Source organism: Alcaligenes sp. Marseille-Q7550 (assembly GCF_965112015.1).
The window spans coordinates 358,521-375,129 of record NZ_CBCOPU010000003.1 but is presented as its reverse complement, the minus strand read 5'-3'; the positions used below and the strand labels follow the sequence as shown (position 1 = coordinate 375,129).

The 16,609-nt window shown below is 65.2% G+C and carries 14 protein-coding genes and 1 riboswitch; of the genes, 7 read left to right on the top strand and 7 right to left on the bottom strand.

Features of this window, described 5'->3' with window-relative positions; all coding sequences use genetic code 11:
* Positions 1-51 precede the first annotated feature (51 nt).
* The 3 genes from ACWPWO_RS18245 to ACWPWO_RS18235 all read right to left on the bottom strand — a co-directional run bounded on the left by ACWPWO_RS18245 (position 52) and on the right by ACWPWO_RS18235 (position 5,076).
* Positions 52-3,237 (bottom strand): error-prone DNA polymerase, encoded by a 3,186-nt coding sequence (locus ACWPWO_RS18245; protein ID WP_454007795.1) that lies wholly within the window; start codon positions 3,235-3,237, stop codon positions 52-54.
* Positions 3,238-3,308: 71 nt separating this feature from the next.
* Positions 3,309-4,526 carry a Y-family DNA polymerase gene (locus tag ACWPWO_RS18240; protein WP_454007794.1) on the bottom strand — a complete coding sequence of 406 codons (1,218 nt, stop codon included), beginning with the start codon at positions 4,524-4,526 and terminating at the stop codon, positions 3,309-3,311.
* Positions 4,477-5,076, bottom strand: coding sequence for a hypothetical protein (locus tag ACWPWO_RS18235; protein WP_454007793.1), 600 nt, complete (start codon positions 5,074-5,076; stop codon positions 4,477-4,479). Before ACWPWO_RS18235 ends, ACWPWO_RS18240 begins: the two co-directional genes overlap by 50 nt.
* Before the next feature lie 406 nt (positions 5,077-5,482).
* Between ACWPWO_RS18235 and ACWPWO_RS18230 the strand changes: the two genes are divergently transcribed.
* Positions 5,483-6,115 carry a tRNA-uridine aminocarboxypropyltransferase gene (locus ACWPWO_RS18230; protein WP_454007792.1) on the top strand — a complete coding sequence of 211 codons (633 nt, stop codon included), beginning with the start codon at positions 5,483-5,485 and terminating at the stop codon, positions 6,113-6,115.
* Here ACWPWO_RS18230 and ACWPWO_RS18225 read toward each other — a convergent pair.
* From ACWPWO_RS18225 to pbpG, 3 genes are all read right to left on the bottom strand, one after another.
* On the bottom strand, positions 6,102-6,521 hold the full coding sequence (locus ACWPWO_RS18225; protein ID WP_454007791.1) for a carboxypeptidase-like regulatory domain-containing protein: 420 nt from the start codon (positions 6,519-6,521) through the stop codon (positions 6,102-6,104). The two genes, ACWPWO_RS18230 and ACWPWO_RS18225, sit on opposite strands and share 14 nt — an antisense overlap.
* Positions 6,518-7,375, bottom strand: a complete 858-nt coding sequence (locus ACWPWO_RS18220) for an NRDE family protein (RefSeq protein ID WP_454007790.1) — start codon at positions 7,373-7,375, stop codon at positions 6,518-6,520. The genes ACWPWO_RS18225 and ACWPWO_RS18220 overlap by 4 nt, the downstream gene beginning before the upstream one ends.
* A gap of 612 nt (positions 7,376-7,987) precedes the next feature.
* Positions 7,988-8,992 carry a D-alanyl-D-alanine endopeptidase gene (pbpG, locus tag ACWPWO_RS18215; RefSeq protein WP_454007789.1) on the bottom strand — a complete coding sequence of 335 codons (1,005 nt, stop codon included), beginning with the start codon at positions 8,990-8,992 and terminating at the stop codon, positions 7,988-7,990.
* A 247-nt stretch (positions 8,993-9,239) separates the two neighbouring features.
* On the opposite strand from pbpG, the gene ACWPWO_RS18210 reads away from it, so the two are divergent.
* The 3 genes from ACWPWO_RS18210 (at position 9,240) to ACWPWO_RS18200 (ending at position 11,363) form a co-directional block, all read left to right on the top strand.
* On the top strand, positions 9,240-9,626 hold the full coding sequence (locus ACWPWO_RS18210; protein WP_454007788.1) for a flagellar protein FlhE: 387 nt from the start codon (positions 9,240-9,242) through the stop codon (positions 9,624-9,626).
* Positions 9,627-9,714: 88 nt separating this feature from the next.
* Entirely contained in the window at positions 9,715-10,530 is an 816-nt protein-coding gene (locus ACWPWO_RS18205; RefSeq protein ID WP_454007787.1) for a motility protein A, read from the top strand.
* 5 nt (positions 10,531-10,535) lie between these two features.
* A complete protein-coding gene (locus ACWPWO_RS18200; protein ID WP_454007786.1) occupies positions 10,536-11,363 on the top strand; it encodes an OmpA/MotB family protein in 828 nt (275 codons plus the stop codon).
* Between the two features lie 64 nt (positions 11,364-11,427).
* On the opposite strand, the gene ACWPWO_RS18195 is transcribed toward ACWPWO_RS18200, so the two are convergent.
* Entirely contained in the window at positions 11,428-12,873 is a 1,446-nt protein-coding gene (locus ACWPWO_RS18195; protein ID WP_454007785.1) for a sodium:solute symporter family protein, read from the bottom strand.
* Between the two features lie 403 nt (positions 12,874-13,276).
* Positions 13,277-13,374, top strand: a riboswitch (TPP riboswitch).
* Positions 13,375-13,424: 50 nt separating this feature from the next.
* Between ACWPWO_RS18195 and ACWPWO_RS18190 the strand changes: the two genes are divergently transcribed.
* The 3 genes from ACWPWO_RS18190 to ACWPWO_RS18180 all read left to right on the top strand — a co-directional run bounded on the left by ACWPWO_RS18190 (position 13,425) and on the right by ACWPWO_RS18180 (position 16,328).
* The gene (locus ACWPWO_RS18190; RefSeq protein ID WP_454007784.1) at positions 13,425-14,207 is read left to right on the top strand and encodes a 3-oxoacyl-ACP reductase; all 783 of its coding nucleotides are present in this window, start codon (positions 13,425-13,427) and stop codon (positions 14,205-14,207) included.
* Complete coding sequence (locus ACWPWO_RS18185) at positions 14,204-15,499, top strand: LLM class flavin-dependent oxidoreductase (RefSeq protein WP_454007783.1); 1,296 nt, start codon at positions 14,204-14,206, stop codon at positions 15,497-15,499. The genes ACWPWO_RS18190 and ACWPWO_RS18185 overlap by 4 nt, the downstream gene beginning before the upstream one ends.
* A gap of 79 nt (positions 15,500-15,578) precedes the next feature.
* On the top strand, positions 15,579-16,328 hold the full coding sequence (locus ACWPWO_RS18180) for an SDR family NAD(P)-dependent oxidoreductase (protein WP_394065732.1): 750 nt from the start codon (positions 15,579-15,581) through the stop codon (positions 16,326-16,328).
* The last annotated feature ends 281 nt before the right edge of the window (positions 16,329-16,609 follow it).

Genomic DNA, 16,609 nt, shown 5'->3' with positions numbered 1-16,609 from the left:
GTTGAACGGGCAAGCATTTATTTTACCGCAGGCGGCCGGCGGGCGAGCCGCTTACTGGAAGTCCCGGCTGCGCGCCGCCAGTTCGCCCACCAGGTGGTTCAGCTTGACCAGCCGGCGGGCGATCAGGTGGCAGACGCTGCCTTCGCGCTGCCAGACGCCATAGACGCCCAGCAGGCGCGATTGCAACAGGGCGTCGGACTGCCGCTGGGCCAGTTCGTCGCGCACGATCACGTTGACGCTGCCGGTCTCGTCTTCCAGGGTGACGAAAATCGTGCCTTTGGCGGTGCCGGGCCGCTGGCGCGTGGTCACCAGCCCGCAGGCGCGCGCCAGACGCCGGTCCGGGTAATCGGCATGCAACTGTTGCGCCGGCACGAAATGCAGCCGCTCCAGCCGGGCGCGCAGCAGCGCCACGGGATGGCGGTCCAGCGTCAGACCCAGGGAGTGGTAATCGTTCAGGACTTCCTGGCCGGCCGTGGCGGCTTGCAGAACGGGCGTGGTGTTGGGGGTCTCCGCATGGCTGAGCAGGCCGGGCTGGCTGTGGCGGCGAGCCTCCCACAGGCCTCTGCGGCGCTGGTCATAGGCGCTGCGCAGTGCATGCGCCTGGGCCAGGGCCTGCTGGTCGTGGGGCGACAGGCCCAGTTCCTGGCGCAGGCAGGCCAGGTCCATGATGCGCCCGGGATGCGCCTGCCGGTAGGCCACGATGGCCCGGGCGCTGTCCTGGCTCAGGCCTTTCACCATGTGCAGGCCCAGGCGCACGGCGCGCCCGCCTTGGGCGGCGGGGCAGACCGCGCTTTCCACGTCGCTGTGCTGCACGTCCACCGGCAGGACCTGCACGCCGTGACGGCGTGCGTCCTGCACCAATTGGCTGGGGCCATAGAATCCCATGGGCTGGGAATTGAGCATGGCGGCCAGGAAATGGTCCGGATGATGGCACTTCAGGTAGGAGCTGATCCAGGCCAGCTTGGAAAAGCTGGCCGAGTGGCTTTCCGGAAAGCCGTATTCGCCGAGGCCGCTGATCTGGTCGAAAAGGCGCTGGGCGAAGTCGTCGTCGTAGCCCTTTTTCTTCATGCCTTCCTTCAGTTTTTCCTCGAACGGGCCCAATCCGCCGCGCCGGCGCCAGGCCGCCATGGCGCGCCGCAGCTGGTCGGCTTCGTCGGCGGAGAATCCCGCGGCTTCCATGGCCAGTTCCATGGCCTGTTCCTGGAAGATGGGCACGCCCAGCGTGCGCTCCAGCACGTGCTGGATCTCGGGCGCGGGGTAGTCCACCTTGCTGGGATCGCGGCGCCGCTCCAGGTAGGGGTGCACCATGCCGCCCTGGATGGGGCCGGGGCGCACGATGGCCACCTGCACCACCAGGTCGTAGAAGCAGGCGGGCTTCAGGCGCGGCAGCATGCTCATCTGGGCGCGCGACTCGATCTGGAACACGCCCACCGTATCGGCGCGCTGGATCATGGCGAAGGTTTTGTTGCAATGCCGAGGGATATCCTGCAGGGGGTACGGCTGGCCGAGCTCCCGGCTGATGCTGTCCAGGCAGCGGCGCAGCGCGCTGAGCATGCCCAGCGCCAGGATGTCCACTTTCAGCAGGCCCAGGATGTCCAGGTCGTCCTTGTCCCATTGCACGACGCTGCGTCCCGCCATGGTGGCGTTCTCGATGGGGACCAGCCGGTGCAGGGGAGACTGGGAAATCACGAAGCCGCCCGGATGCTGGGACAGGTGGCGGGGAAAGCCCATCAGCTGGCGGGTCAGCGACAGCCACAGATGCGCCAGTTCGGACGGGCATTCCGGAAAGCGCGCCAGGACTTCTTCCTGCACGCGGGTGTCCTTCAGCCAGGCCCGGTCGCACTGGATCAGGGCCTCGACCAGGGCCTGAGGGATGCCCAGGGCCTTGCCCGTGTCGCGCAGTGCGCTGCGGCGCCGATAGGTGATGACCACGGCGGTCAGGGCGGCGCGCTCGCGGCCGTATTTGCCGTAGATGTACTGGATGACTTCCTCGCGCCGCTGGTGTTCGAAGTCCACGTCGATATCGGGCGGTTCGGCCCGTTCGCGGCTGATGAAGCGGGCGAACAGGGTGTGGCTGCTGGCCGGGTCCACTTCGGTGATGCCCAGGCAATAGCAGACCGCCGAATTGGCCGCCGAGCCCCGTCCCTGGCACAGAATGCCCTGGCTGCGAGCATAGGTCACGATGTCGTAGATGGTCAGGAAATAGGATTCATATTTCAGGTCCTGGATCAGGGCCAGTTCTTCCTCCAGGCGGGCGCGCAATTCGGCGCTGATGCCCTGGGCATAGCGCCGCCTTATGCCGCGTTCGGTTTCCTGGCGCAGGTACTGCATGCCGTTCATGCCGGGCGGGACGATTTCCACGGGGTATTCGTAGCGGATCTCGTCCAGGGAGAACTGGCACAGCTGCTGGATCTGGTCCGTGGTTTCGCGCATGTCGGCAGGATAGATATTGGCCAGTTGCAGGCGGGTGCGCAGGTGCTGTTCGGCGTTGCCCGCCAGCGCCCAGCCGCATTCATGGACCGGAGTCTTGAGCCGTATGGCGGCCAGGGTGTCGTGCAGGGGCTGACGCGAGCGCACGTGCATCTGCACGCCGCCCAGCGCGGCGCAACGCAATCCCGCGTGCCGGGAGGCCAGGCGCAGCTGCTGCAGGTGCCGAGCATCCTGGTCGCGGCGGTGCAGGCTGACGCCCAGGAACAGGCGGGCGGGAAACAGCGTCTGCAGGCGGCGCACCCGGGCCACGATGTCCCGGGCCGGCAATCCGTAGGCCGGCTTGTAGATGACCAGGCAGTCCTGGAGAGGCTCGCTGTCCTGGCCGAAACGCGCCCGCTGCAGCCAGGTCCAGGGGATGTCGGGCTGGCTCTTCAGGTCCAGGGATTGGCGCAGCAAGGAGATGAACTGGCACAGATTGCCGTAGCCCTGCTTGTTGCGCGGCAGAACCAGAAGTTCGTGCGGGGTGCCTGCGGCAAGGCCGGGCGCTGGATCGGCCAGGTCCCTGTCGTCGATAAAGCGGAAGCGGCTGCCCACCAGCAGGCGGATGTTCTTGTGCAGCCTGGCTTGCGCGTAGGCGCGAACCGCCCCGGCCATGGAGGCGTAGTCGCACAGGGCCAGGGCCTGGTAGCCCAGCTCGGCCGCCCGGGTGAGGAGTTCTTCGGGATGCGAGGCGCCGGTCAGGAAGCTGTAGTTGGAGATGCAATCCAGTTCCGAATACAGCAGGCCGGTCTCGGGGGCGGCATTCATCCGAACACCCCATGCAGATACCAGGCCTGTTCCTGGCTCAGATCGCGGTAGACCCAGTAGCGCCGTCCTTGTTAGTCCTGTGCGACGAAGTAGTCGCGCTGGCGGTGGCCTTCGGGGCTCCACCAGCCCGTCTGCAGGCGTTCGGGACCTTGCAGAAGGCGCAGGCGCCGACCCTCCAGCCAGACGGCATTCTGGTCGTGGGCCAGGGGCTGCGCGGATTCCAGCATCCAGACAGGCCGGCTCAAGGGAGGGGAAACCGGGCAGGCGGAATGAGTGCCGGCCAGGGCCGGCCGCCATTGATTGGCCTGTTCGGGCAAATGGCTGGCCTGCGGCGCCGGGACCAGCACCTGTTCGGCGCCCAGCCGGGCCTGCAGGCGTTCCAGCAGGCGCTGATCCTGTTCCTGCCAATGCCGGGCGTCCGGAAACAGGCTGCTGTGCTGCGCCTGCCGGGGATGCAGCTGCAGGGCTTGCAGTTCCAGGCGCTGGATGGGCGCGTCCAGGCGGATCTGCAGCAGGCGCTCCTGCAGCAAGGGCAGAAAGTCCTGACTGCGCCAGCAGGAACGCGCCATCTGGATGTTCAGGCTGGCTTCATGCAGGTGGTCGCGGCGGCGTTCGGCCTGCCGCAGGACCAGCAGTTGACCGCTGGCCAACTGGCGCTGCTCCAGCCACTGTTCCAGAGGGTGCAACAGGCGCTGCAAACCGTGCAGCAGGGGGCCGCTGGCGCGGGAGGAATAATCCAGGTCCAGGGCCAATTGGAAAGCGGGGGGCGCCTGCAGCCAGTCCAGGACCAGTTCCCGTTCGCCGTAGGCCTGGTCCAGGCGCAGCAGCAGATCGCGCAGACCGCGTTGCGCCAGGCCATCGCGCGGCAATTGGCGCAACTGGCCCAGGCGCCGGCAGCCCAAACTGTGCAGCCAGCGCAGTTCGTCCGGCGAGGGGGCCAGCAGATCCACCGGCAAGGCGTCCAGGCGCGGCTGCAGGCGGCGCAGGCACCGGCGCTGCCGTCCTGGCGCGAGCGCCAGCATCCAGGCGCCCCGGGCGGTGGAGGCCAGCGCCGGGCGCAGACCCGGCAGCAGGGGCTGCAGGTCCTGCCGTATGCGGGCGTACAGCGTGCGCAACCCGCCGAACAGCATCAGGCTGGCGCCCAGGTTCAGCAGGAGGACGCCGGGTTGCGGCTGCGCCAGCTGCGGGCTGTAGCGCAGCAGCAAGGGCAGCACGGCCTGGACCTGTTCGCGGCAGGCATCAGGCGAGGTGCTGTTGCCGGGCAGGGGCAGGCATAGCCAGGGGGACATGGCGAGGCGTGGCAGGCGTGGAAATGGACCCCGCAGCGATATCCTGAGGTCGCAGGCAGATAGGGCGGGGGCAGGGCGGGCCGCGGCGCTTGCGGATATGCACGTCCAGCCAGGCGCGGCCTTGCGCATCCTGGCGGGGTTCCAGCTGCAGGCGCAGCAGCGCCGGGCTGGCGGGCATCTGGGCGCCGGCTGGGCGCAGGCAAAAGAACAGGCTGTCGCCCTGGCTGGCCAGCAATTGCAACTGGCGCAGGGCGGCCAGCGGAACCTGGGCGGGCAGCCAGGCGAGGACGGCGCCGCAGTGGCCGTGGCGCAGCGCCTGGGCGCTGGCCCACAGCGTGTCGGAGACCTGGCGGCTGCGTATCCAGAGCAAACGCAACGGACCATGGCTGGCGTTGTCGTGCATGGTTTGGCCGGATGCCTGGACCGGTTCGGGGTCCGATGCGCAAGGGGGAGAACGCCAGGCCTGGTGCACGGGCTGGTAAGGCGGAGCGACCAGCACGCGCAGCCGGTCGGCTTCCAGCGCGTTCAGGGCGGGCAGGAGCAGGGACAAGGCGCTGCCGTCCCGGGGGCCAGTAATTCCACCAGACTGCCCCGCGGCCATCCGCCGCCCGGCAGTTCCGCGTCCAGTTCGGCAAACCCGCTGGGCAGACAGGCGTCAGCGGGACGAGACCAGTGCTGGCCGGTCCACAGGGACGGGTGCAGATCGAGAAGAGGGCGCAAGGCGACAGTCATGGGTGTTTTGCCTTGTTGCTGTATAAATATACAGTATTTGTGGGAATTGCCCAAGTTCAGCTTGAGCGAAACGTCCTGTCTGCAGAGACTCCTTCAAGAAAATGCCGCTTGCCCGGAGCCGGCCGCGCAATGGTCAGGCGCGTGGCGGCGAGCGCTCCTCATGCCGATATCCGGCTCGGCGGGGAGGCTTTTATAATGGGGCCTTCCTGTTTTCGCGTTTCGGCATGAGTCCCGTTCCCTCCCGTCGCTGCTCCCGTTGCCAGCGGCCTCAGCCCCGCTGCCTGTGTCCCCTGATTCCATCGCTGGAGCAGGCGTGCCCCATATTGATCCTGCAACATGCGTCCGAGGCGCGTCATGCCTTGAATACGGCCAATCTGGCCCATCTGGGCCTGCAGGATACGGAATTGTGGGTGGGGGAATGTTTCGATGCGCTGCCCGCGCGTCTGGCGCAGGCTCGCCAGGCCGTGCTGCTGTTTCCAGGCGAGGGAGCCGTGCCGGCCGGCCAGCCCGTCGGCGCGCATTCCGATCGCGGGCCGCCCGATCGCGGACCGCCCGACCTGATCGTGGTGCCGGACGGCACCTGGCGCAAGGCGCGCCGCATCCTGGCGGCCAACCCGGTCCTGCTGGCGTTGCCGCGCTGGGTCTTGCCGGTCGGAGCGCCCTCGCGCTATCGCCTGCGCAAGGCGCCCGATCCGCAGGCCGTGTCCACGCTAGAAGCCATCGTCCGGGTCCTGCAGATACTGGAGCCGCAGCGGGACTTCACACCCTTGCTGCGGCCCTTCGAACAGTTGATCGCCGCACAGATCCAGGCCATGGGCCCGGATACGTATCGGCGCAATTATCCTACTTCCACATGAAGTTGATCTCGCGCGGTTGACCGTCCATGATCTGGGCGCTGCGCTCCTGGGTCACGCCCTGGTAGGTGGCGAATACCTTGTAGGCGCCGGGAGCCAGGCGGATCAGGCAATAGGGGCCGTCGATCAGGCTGTTCAACACCGTCTGGTCATTGCTGTTGCGGATGACGAGCTGCACGTCGGACACGTAGCCGGCGCGCTCGCCCAGGTTGGCGGAAAAATTCACCGATAGCGGGAACGTCTTGCGGGCCAGTCGGAACAGCTCGGCCTCGTCGCTGCCTATGCCGCCGCTGATGTATTCCGTGGAGCCGTAGTGCTGGCTGGGGGGAAGCTCCTGCGCATGGGCCGAAGGAGCGGCCAGCACAGCCAGGGCCAGGCCCAGGCCGGCCAGGGAAAGACGAGTGCTCATGATGTTTCCTTGCTGAAAGAAGCGTTGTCGTGTCGGGTGGGGGCGGCCTCCAGGAGCGCCGGCCATTGGAAGTGCCAGTCGTGCTGGCGGGAGACGGCGGCCTGCTGCGTGAAGCTGCGTTCACGCAGCAGGCCGCGGCCCAGCTTGTCCACCACGATGACGGTGGAACAGCGCGTGCCGTAGTCGGGACTGACGATGAACGGGCTGCTCAACAGGCGCTCGCGTTCCAGGCTCAGTCCCGTGCGGGGCAGATTGGCGTCCGGCGCGGCTCGATCATATCGCAGACCCATGAACAATTGCTCCAGCGCGGCATCCGAACCGTCGAAGCCTTCGGCGTCCAATATTTCTTTCAAGTACAGGCTCTTGGGCCAGGGACTGTCCAGCCATTCATTGCTCAGCACCCGGATGCCCGGGTCCAGGGCCAGCGGATGCCCTTGCGGATGCCGGTTGCTGTAATAGCCCGCCAGCATGGGGCCGGCGCCGTTCGGCCATTGCAGCGCGAGCAGGTTAAAGCCTGCATACAGATCTTTTTGCTCATGCAGTTGCTGCAGGAAAGCCTGTGGCGAGCGTTCATCACGCAGAAATTGCGGAGGCAGCTCGCCGCGCGAGCGTCGCCCGGGCTCGGGGGCGACCAGGGGCTCGCGGTAATTGGTCAGCAGGGCCAGCCGACCGCGCTCCGGATCCAGGCCCAGCCAGGTTCCGCCGGCCAGCAGGTCCTTGCCGGCCAGAATCCCGGGTTCTTCCGCCCACGGGCGCGCCGCCTGTGCGGGACGGGCATGGAATTCGTCGCGGTTGGACGCAATGATCAGGGGCCAATCCGCATTGACCCCCATGGCGATGTAAGCGATGCACATAGGGGAATTGTAGGATGGGCGGATGGGGTTGGATAGCTGGGCAGCGATTTTGACGCCAGGGAGTCTTGGCGACTTTCATGCGGACGAAGTAAGCTGGCCTGCATGCGCTTGAAATTTGTTTCGATGTTTGAACTTCCACATGCCTGAGCGGCCAAGGGATTCTGAAGGTGCTGCAGCGCGTGTATGAGCCATGGGCGAAACAGCGGCTGGTCATCGATACATCGCACTCAATTTCTTATGAAGCCGCAGATATGATATTGGAGCAATGGTTAAAGCCGACGGTGTAGATTAAGCCGTTGATGGCAATAGGCCGATAATCCGACCATGCTTGGCGAGCCGTTTGGGCCAAGCGGAAAGAAACTCGGGTTCTCGCAAGGCAGGCCGCGGCGGAGCGTTCGCACAAAAGCCGTACAACGCATCAACCATCCGCTGAATTTTCTGTTTGGTATGGATGCTTAGGGCCGGGGCGATGCCATCGGTGCCTTGAACGGTGTCTTCAAAAAACCAGTTCATCACCGACCTGGCAAATTGGCTCCCGAAATTCTTCGAAGAACCAAAAAAATACCCCGCCAAAGCGGGGCATCTCTTGTTCAAAGGCAAAGCGCCATCACGTCACAGCATGGCCAGTCCATTCGATTTTTCGACCAGGTTGCGGATGCGCACGGCGTCGCCGATACGGGAGTAGCGGCCGGAGGAGTTCAGCAGGACGATGGCCACTTCGCGGTCTTCGATCTTGGTGAGCATGACCAGGCATTCGCCGGCTTCGTTGATGAAGCCGGTCTTGGAGACCTGGATGTCCCAGTTGGCGTTCTTGACCAGACGGTTGGTGTTGTTGAACACCAGTTGGCGGCCGCGGCCGACCTGCACGGAATATTGGTCGTTGGTGGTGTATTGGTGGATGCGCGGCTGTTTGCTGGCGGCGGCCAGCAGCTTGACCAGATCGCGCGGGCTGGAGACGTTGTCGCTGGACAGGCCGGTGGGCTCGACGAAATGCGTGTTGCGCATGCCCAGGGCGCGCGCCTTGTCGTTCATGGCGCGCACGAAGGCGGCCAGGCCGCCGGGGTAGCTGCGGCCCAGTGCGTGGGCGGCGCGGTTCTCCGAGGACATCAGGGCCAGGTGCATCATGTCGGCGCGGCTCAGGGTGGAACCCACGCTCAGGCGTGAACTGGAATATTTGACGCGGTCCACGTCATCGTCGATGATCTCCAGCATTTCGTCCATGGGCAGGCCGGACTCGGCCACGACCAGGGCGGTCATCAGCTTGGTGATCGAGGCGATGGGCCGCACGGCGTCGCTGTTCTTCTGGTACAGCACGGTGGCCGACTCCAGGTCCTGGACGAAGGCGATCTCCGAGCGCAGGGCGGCGTTCTGGATCAGGGCGTCGTGCTTGAGGCTGTTCAGGGCGCGCTGGCTGTCGTTTTCGGTATAGGTGACCGGCTGAAGGTTCTTCTTGAAGACCAGGTGCGGGGCCTTGTAGCTGACGGCCGAGGCGGGCTCTGCCGTGACGGCCTGGGGCGCCAGGGCGACGGTCTGGGCCAGGGTGGAGGTCGAAAAGGGCACTGAAAACAAGACGCTGAGCGCCAGGCGTATAAAATTCTTTTTTCTGTGTTGTTGCATCTTCGGTTTCCGTGGGCGAGAAACAGAACTTCAATCAGATCCGTGCGCTAATGCTACCAGAAAAATGTCCAGTTATATTAGTCGCTTACGCGCAAAAGTTGAAAAAAAACTTAAGTCGGGCTTCCGCTTTCGTTAAGGCGCTTATTTTATCTGTATAAAGATACAGTTAAACGAAACCGAAACAGGCATGAAAAAGAAATTAGCTGTATTTTTAAACAGTTTTTTAATTCACGGCGTGTTTGCCGCCATGTCGGCAATGGCGCCGGCGCAGGCAGCGTCCCCGTCGTGGGGAGCCCAGCAACTGGGACCTGCGATCACTACCGGGCTGCCGCGCGCCGCCCAGTCGTTTCCGGCCCCTCCGGAGCTGGCCCGTTCAAGCGGTGCGATCACGATACGCAAGGTGCATGTCAGCTATCGCCATGGCGGCCGCGCCGTGTTGAAAAGCCGCCTGTGCCTGGATGGCGGCGGCCCCTGCGTGGACATGAACGGCGCAGTATTGAACACCAGCGCCTTCGCGGGCCAGGACGCGCGGCGCGGCTTCGTCCTGCAGCACGAGGTCTGGAGCTGGGCCGGCAGCACGACGCCGGTGCGCGTGCAGGCGGACATCCAGGTCTGGTACGAGCGCGCGGATTGATCCAGATCAATCTTCACGTCTAAAGAAAGTCCTTGCACGGCCGATATGTAGGGTTGAGGGCCGTTGGGCCCGCAACCAGGACTTGTGCATGAATCCCTCTACCCTGATCGGCATCGTGGCCAGCGTGCTGCTGTTCGCCGTCATCCTTTTCTTCACCGCTGAAAATCCCGCCCTGTTCGTGGACCTGCCCAGCCTCGCCGTGGTGCTGGTGGGCACGCTGGCGGCCACCTTCATCAGCTATCCCCTGAGCGAAGTGGTGCGCATCTTCGGGCTGATCGGCACCGTGCTGCGCAATGAACGCCTGTATACCCAGCAGGACATGGACGAGCTGATCAACATCTCGCGCCTGTGGATGATGGGCGACATACGCGCGGTGGAGACCGCGCTGGAGAAAGTGGCCAATCCGTTTCTGAAGACCGGCGTGCAGCTGGTCATAGACCGGGCGCCTGAAGAAGACATCCAGGATCTGCTGCAATGGCGCATCAGCCGGCTGCGTGCGCGCGAACATGCGGAGGCCCAGCTGTTCCGCCTGATGGCCAGCTTTGCGCCCGCCTTCGGCATGGTGGGCACGCTGATCGGCCTGGTGAACCTGATGTTCCTGCTGGGCGATGGCGACATCACGTCCATCGGCCAGCAGATGGCGCTGGCGCTGATGACGACCTTCTACGGCGTGCTGCTGTCCAACCTGGTCTTCAAGCCCGTGGCCGTCAAGCTGGAACGCCGCACCGAACAGCGCGTGGTGCTGATGAACATGATCATGCAGGGCGTGTCCATGATGAGCCAGCGGCGCGGTCCGGCCCTGATGCGGGAAGCCCTGAATTCCTTCATGGCTCAGTATCAGGATGAAATCAACGACCGGGGCGGCCGCGACGATGATCCCGATCCGGCTCCCGAGCGGAGCTGAGCGCCATGGCACGCAAGGAGCAGGACATCACCCTGGGCGAACTGGCGGAGCGCCAGAAGGCCGTCCAGAAGGAACTGGAAGAAGCGCGCCGCGGCATGGCCGAGCAGCAGCTGGCCGGCAATCTCGCCGCGCGGCGGGAGCGCCGCTGGGACGAGCCGGCGCTGGCCGCGCCCGAGGAAGAAGAGTCCTGGCTGACTACCTATCTGGACATGATGACGCTGCTGCTGGTGCTGATGATCGTCATGCTGTCCTTCGCCGGCAAGCGCGCCCAGTCGGAAGCGGGCGCGGGGCAGGGCGGGATGACGGCGGTGGCCCAGGCCGGGGCCGCCGGCGCGATGCCGGCCGGAGCGGGGCTGCTGCCCGAAAGCGGCAAGGCGCCGGGGCAGGGCGCGGGCGATCATGGCCTGCAGCTGGACGGCCTGGGCGACGATATCGACATCGTGGTCAACGACAAGTCCATCAGTTTCCGCATCAACAGCGAAATCCTGTTCTCTTCGGGCGGCGCGGACCTGGGGCTGGAAGGCCTGGGCGTGCTGCGCAAGCTGGTGACGGTGCTGAACTCCACACCACACCAGATCGTCATCGAAGGCCATACGGATTCGGTGCCCATCCGCAGCTACCGCTATCCATCGAACTGGGAGCTGTCCGGCGCGCGCGCCGGCAGCGTGGTGCGCTATCTGGAATCCAATGGCGTGGCCAGTCAGCGCCTGAGCGCCGTGGGCTACGCCGATACGCGGCCACTGGGGGACAACGCAACCTCCGAAGGACGTGCCAGCAATCGGCGCGTGGAACTGATCCTGTTGACGGCCCCTGAGGGGCAGACCCGACCTTGATCCTGTGCTTGCGCACCGGTCCCGGCCTTCATGGCGAGGCCGGCGCGCGTGTGCGCGCTCACATTCAGTTCTGGTCCAGGACCCGCGTGGAGCCGGCCAGCTTGCCGAAATCGAAGTGGGGCAGGCGCCGGCGCAGGGGCATGATGATGGCGGTGACCAAGGCGGGCACCACGGCCGCCAGCACGAAGGATTCCAGCAGATAGTCCAGCGCACCGTTGGGGCGCGGGAAGATGGCCAGTCCCGCAACCAGGCCCGCCACGGTGCTGAGGGTGGCCGTGAAGCCGTCGTAGCGGCGGCTGTACAGGCCGAAGAATACCGGAAAGGCCGCGGCCGAGCACAACAGATCCGCCAGCAGGAACAGGTACAGCACGCTGTAGCCCTGGGAGGAGGCCACCAGCACCGGAATGGCGCTCAGCCACACCAGCCAGCGCGCCAGGCGCATCATCTGGGCAGTGCTGCGCTGGGGCATCAGCCGGCCCAGGTCCACGGCCACCAGGCTGGAGACGGCGCTGATGACGGTGTCGGCGCTGCTCATGACCAGCGACAGGCCCAGCGGGATCAGCAGCACCAGGAACCAGACGGGCGCCTGGGGCAGAATCACGTTGAACAGCGCCACGGAGCTGTCGCCCTGGCCGCCCAGGCCCACGAAGGCCAGGCCGAACAAGCCCATCAGGAAGATGAAGGGCGCCACGAACAGGCCGCCCAGCAGAAAGCCGTTGCGCATGGCCTTGTCGCTCTGGGCGGCATAGATGCGCTGCCAGTTGCCCTGGTGGAACAGGCCGGTCAGCAGGATGGCCACGAAAAAGGTCAGGCCCGCCTTGACGCCGACCGGGTCGCTCAGCTCCACCAGGCGCGGCGCCTGCAGCTCCACGGTGCGCAGCAATTGCGCCGGGCCGCCCACGGCCTGCCAGCCGAACAGCACGATCAGGAACAGCATGGGCACGATCACCAGCATCTGCACCTTGTCCGTGAAGATGGAGGCGCGCAGGCCGCCATAGGAGGTGTAGATCAGCGTGGCCACCAGCACCACGCTGGCCGTGACCCACAAGGGAATGGGCGCGATCAGGGTGATCATCTTGGACATGGCAGTGATTTCCGCCGTCATGGCGATGAACATGTAGAACAGCATGATCAGCAAGGTGAGCGCATACATGGGCCGGCCGTAACGGGCGATGACGAACTCGGTCAGGCTGTGGCCGCGCGGCAGCAGCTCGCGCATGCGCTTGCCCAGCGGGATCATGGCCAGGCGCGGGGACATGGAGCCCAGCGCATAGCCGATCACGGCGGACAGGCCGCCCCAGGTGGCCGCCTGGGCGGGGGAGAACAGGATCCACGCGCCCAGGGACGAGGCCAGCAGGGTCAGGATGGTGGCCAGCGCGCTCTGGCTGTTGCGCGCCACCACGAAGTCTTCCAGAGAACCGTTCTGGCGCCGGGCGTACAGCACCCCGGCCACCGCGAACAAGGTTGAAAAGGCGATCAGCCACAGCAGCGTGGCGTTCTGGTTCAGCATGATATCTCCCCAAAGCCTGACAGGGCAGGCGCGAACCCGCCTGCAGCGGCCCGGTTGGGCGCAGGGCGGACAAGAATGGAGGGATAGAAATGGGCGTGTGAGGCGGCGTGCGCAGCGCGACAGGCTGCAGGCAGGCCGATCGGCCGCGTTTCCTTCCCTTCGCCGGCATGATCCGGATCAGGTTCGAAGGGTTACCGCATGAGAGCGGAATCTCAGCCCGTCAAGAACGTGTTCATGGTCTTTTCATGGCCTTGCCGTCGCGCGCCAGGATTGCGACTGGCCGTCGTCTTGCGAGCCATGAAATGAACACGTTCCAAGGACTCCCCCAGGAACTGCGCAAAGCTTAGAAGCGCGCGGCCTGAAAGTCAATAAAGACTGAAGGCGCGTTCTGTGCTATGGTCTGCCCTGCGGCACGGGGTGTCCTTTTCCAAAAGGGCTGAGATAAAACCCGTCGAACCTGATCCAGCTCATACTGGCGAAGGGATGTCGAACCCTCATTCCCCCTGTCCGGACAGGGCTGACATCCTCGCCGAATCTTTGGAAGGAATGTCATGTCTCTGGACCATATCTCGGAACTCTCACGGCAAGTCGTCCTCGTCACCGGCGGGGCGCGCGGCCTGGGCGCCAGCCTGGTGCGCGCTTTTGCGCGCCAGGGCGCGCGGGTGGTCATCAATTACCTGACAAGCGCGGCGGGCGCGCAGGCCCTGGCGGCCGAGTTTCCCGGCCAGTGCTTGGCGGTGCAGGCCGACGTGACCGACGCGCAAGCGGTGCGGGCCATGTTCGCCGCGGCGCGCCAGCATTTCGGCGCGCCTGTCACCACGGTGGTGAACAATGCCTTGCCGGCTTTCAAGTTCAATGGCGATGCGCGCCCGCATGCGGACACGCTGCGCTGGGCCGACCTGCATCAGCAGCTGGAAGGCGTGGTGGGCGGGGCCTTGAACACGACGCAGGCCGCCCTGGCGGGCATGCAGGAAGCCGGCTTTGGCCGCATCATCAATATCGGCACCAACCTGTTCCAGAATCCCGTCGTGCCCTATCACGACTACACGGCCGCCAAGGCGGCGCTGCTGTCCCTGACGCGCACCCTGTCGCAGGACCTGGGCCCGCAGCAGATCACCGTCAACATGATCTCCGGCGGCCTGCTGCGCACGACGGACGCCTCGGCGGCCACGCCGGAAGCGGTGTTCGACCTGATCGCCGCCAGCACGCCGCTGCGCCGGGTGACCACGCCCGAGGAATTCGCGGATGCGGCGCTCTTCTTTGCGGGTCCCTGGGCGCGCGCCGTCACGGGACAGAACCTGGTCGTGGATGGCGGACTGGTGAAAAACGGATGAGACAGCTGCACTTCAACCTGTTCATACATGGCTGCGGCCATCACCGCGCCGCCTGGCGCCATCCTGATTCCCAGGTGGAGCGCCTGGGCGACGCCCGTTTCTACGAAGAACTGACCCAACTGGCCGAAAAGGGCAAGCTGGACGCCATCTTCTTTGCCGACGGACAGTCCACGGACAATGTGGCCGACGGGCCGCGCTGGTTCCTGGAGCCTTTGACCTTGATGTCCGCGCTGGCGCGAGCCACCGAGCGCATCGGCCTGATCAGTACGGTGTCCAGCACCTTCTACACGCCTTTCGTGGCGGCGCGCATGCTGTGCTCGCTGGATCATGTTTCGCAGGGACGCATGGGCTGGAACGTGGTCACTTCCATGTTCGATGCGGAGGCGCGCAATCATGGTTATGCCGCCATGCCCGACCATGCCTGGCGCTACGCCCGGGCCGAGGAGTTCGTGGACACGGCCCTGAAGCTGTTCGATTCCTGGACCGATGATGCCTTGGTGATGAATCGCCAAGGCGATTACGCGCAGGTGGACAAGGTGCGCCAGATCCATCATCAAGGCGAGCATTTCCTGGTGGACGGGCCCTTGACCCTGCCGCGCTCTCCCCAGGGGCAGCCGGTGCTGTTCCAGGCCGGCGCTTCCGAGCAGGGACGCGACCTGGCGGCCCGCAAGGCCGAGGCCATCTATGCCGTGGCCTACGATCTGCCGTCCGCCCAGGCCTACTACCGCGACATGAAGCGGCGCGTGCAGGCGACGGGGCGGGGCGTGCCCCTGCCCATCATGCCGGGTCTGGTCACCTATGTGGGCTCCACGATGGACGAGGCGCGCCGCAAGCAGCGCGAGCTGGACGAATTGCTGCCTGCGGAAACCTCGCTGCGCCAGCTGGGCACGTTCGTGGGCCAGGATTGCATGGGCTGGGATCTGGACGCGCCCGTGCCGCCCCTGCCGCCTCTGGAGAGTTTCAAGGGGCCCAAAGGGCGCTACGCCACGGTGCTGCGCATCATCCAGACCGAACAGCCCACCGTGCGCGAATTGCTGGGCCGCCTGGCTGCGGGCGGCGGCCATTGCACCATGGTGGGAACTCCGGAATCCATCGCGGACCAGATCGAGCTGTGGTGGCGCAACGAAGGCGCGGACGGCTTCAACCTGATGCCGCCGTCACTGCCGGGCGGCATCCGCGATTTCGTGGAGCAGGTCATTCCCGTGCTGCAAAAGCGGGGCCTGTTCCGCCAGGATTACGAGCACCGCACCCTGCGCGGCCATCTGGGACTGGAACGCCCGGCCAGCCTCTGACCCGGGCGGGCTTTTTTGCTATTCTTGATACTTTAATCGCTCGCCGGCGCTGCCGGCGGGCATACAGGAACAGAGCAACATGAAAACCGCAGTCGTCACGGGAGCCTCGTCGGGATTCGGAGCCGCCATTGCACGCCAGATGGTGGCCGAAGGCCATACCGTCATCGGCCTGGCGCGCCGCAAGGACAAGCTGCAGGAGCTGGCAAGCGAGCTGGGCGAGCGCTTCGTGCCCGTCAGCGTGGACCTGACCGACCGCAGCGCCGTGGAAGCGGCGCTGGCCGACATACGCGCACGCTTCCCGTCCATCGATGTGCTGGTCAACAATGCGGGCCTGGCCCTGGGCGTGGCGCCGGCCCAGCAGTCCAGTCTGGAGCATTGGGACACCATGGTCAGCACCAATATCAGCTCCTTGCTGCATATCACCCACGCCTTGCTGCCCGGCATGGTGGAGCAGAACAGGGGACACGTCATCAACCTGGGTTCCACCGCCGGCGCCTATGCGTATGCGGGCGGCAATGTCTATGGAGCGACCAAGGCCTTCGTGCATCATTTCAGCAAGAACCTGAGGGCGGACCTGGCGGGTACGGCAGTGCGCGTCTCCACCGTGGCGCCCGGCCTGTGTTCGGGCACGGACTTTTCCAAGGTGCGCCTGGGCAGCGAGGAGAAGGCCGCCGCAGTCTACCAGAACGTGCAGGCGCTGACTCCCGAAGACGTGGCAGGCACGATTTGCTGGATCATGAACGCGCCGGCGCACATGAATGTCAACTACATCGAGATCATGCCGGTGGCACAGAGCTTTGCGGGCCTGAGCGTGCATCGCAGCGCTTGACGGTGTTTGCATCGCTGTCAATCAATGCCGCTGTGAAGTCCGGCTTGTAAGGAATAGGGCATGGGCGCCGTATGCGCCCATGTGCATTTTCAGGGAAAGCAGGCTGCTGCTGTAGTAGGCTTTCCCAAGCGGATTCCTCATGCCAGAACCCAACCGAGTATGCGGGTAGATGCTATGCGAATACAAAAATGCAATTAACGGAAAAAATTTCCCTGTTTGATAAAGAAAGTCTCCAGCAAGAGAAGGGGCCTTAATGGCTGAACGTCGACGGCACGCGCCTT

Bases quoted from the DNA above. Each gene is read 5' to 3' on its own strand.
- ACWPWO_RS18245 (WP_454007795.1), bottom strand. From the start codon at position 3,237: ATGAATGCCGCCCCCGAGACCGGCCTGCTGTATTCGGAACTGGATTGC.
- ACWPWO_RS18240 (WP_454007794.1), bottom strand. From the start codon at position 4,526: ATGTCCCCCTGGCTATGCCTGCCCCTGCCCGGCAACAGCACCTCGCCT.
- ACWPWO_RS18230 (WP_454007792.1), top strand. From the start codon at position 5,483: ATGAGTCCCGTTCCCTCCCGTCGCTGCTCCCGTTGCCAGCGGCCTCAG.
- ACWPWO_RS18225 (WP_454007791.1), bottom strand. From the start codon at position 6,521: ATGAGCACTCGTCTTTCCCTGGCCGGCCTGGGCCTGGCCCTGGCTGTG.
- ACWPWO_RS18220 (WP_454007790.1), bottom strand. From the start codon at position 7,375: ATGTGCATCGCTTACATCGCCATGGGGGTCAATGCGGATTGGCCCCTG.
- pbpG (WP_454007789.1), bottom strand. From the start codon at position 8,992: ATGCAACAACACAGAAAAAAGAATTTTATACGCCTGGCGCTCAGCGTC.
- ACWPWO_RS18210 (WP_454007788.1), top strand. From the start codon at position 9,240: ATGTCGGCAATGGCGCCGGCGCAGGCAGCGTCCCCGTCGTGGGGAGCC.
- ACWPWO_RS18205 (WP_454007787.1), top strand. From the start codon at position 9,715: ATGAATCCCTCTACCCTGATCGGCATCGTGGCCAGCGTGCTGCTGTTC.
- ACWPWO_RS18200 (WP_454007786.1), top strand. From the start codon at position 10,536: ATGGCACGCAAGGAGCAGGACATCACCCTGGGCGAACTGGCGGAGCGC.
- ACWPWO_RS18195 (WP_454007785.1), bottom strand. From the start codon at position 12,873: ATGCTGAACCAGAACGCCACGCTGCTGTGGCTGATCGCCTTTTCAACC.
- ACWPWO_RS18190 (WP_454007784.1), top strand. From the start codon at position 13,425: ATGTCTCTGGACCATATCTCGGAACTCTCACGGCAAGTCGTCCTCGTC.
- ACWPWO_RS18185 (WP_454007783.1), top strand. From the start codon at position 14,204: ATGAGACAGCTGCACTTCAACCTGTTCATACATGGCTGCGGCCATCAC.
- ACWPWO_RS18180 (WP_394065732.1), top strand. From the start codon at position 15,579: ATGAAAACCGCAGTCGTCACGGGAGCCTCGTCGGGATTCGGAGCCGCC.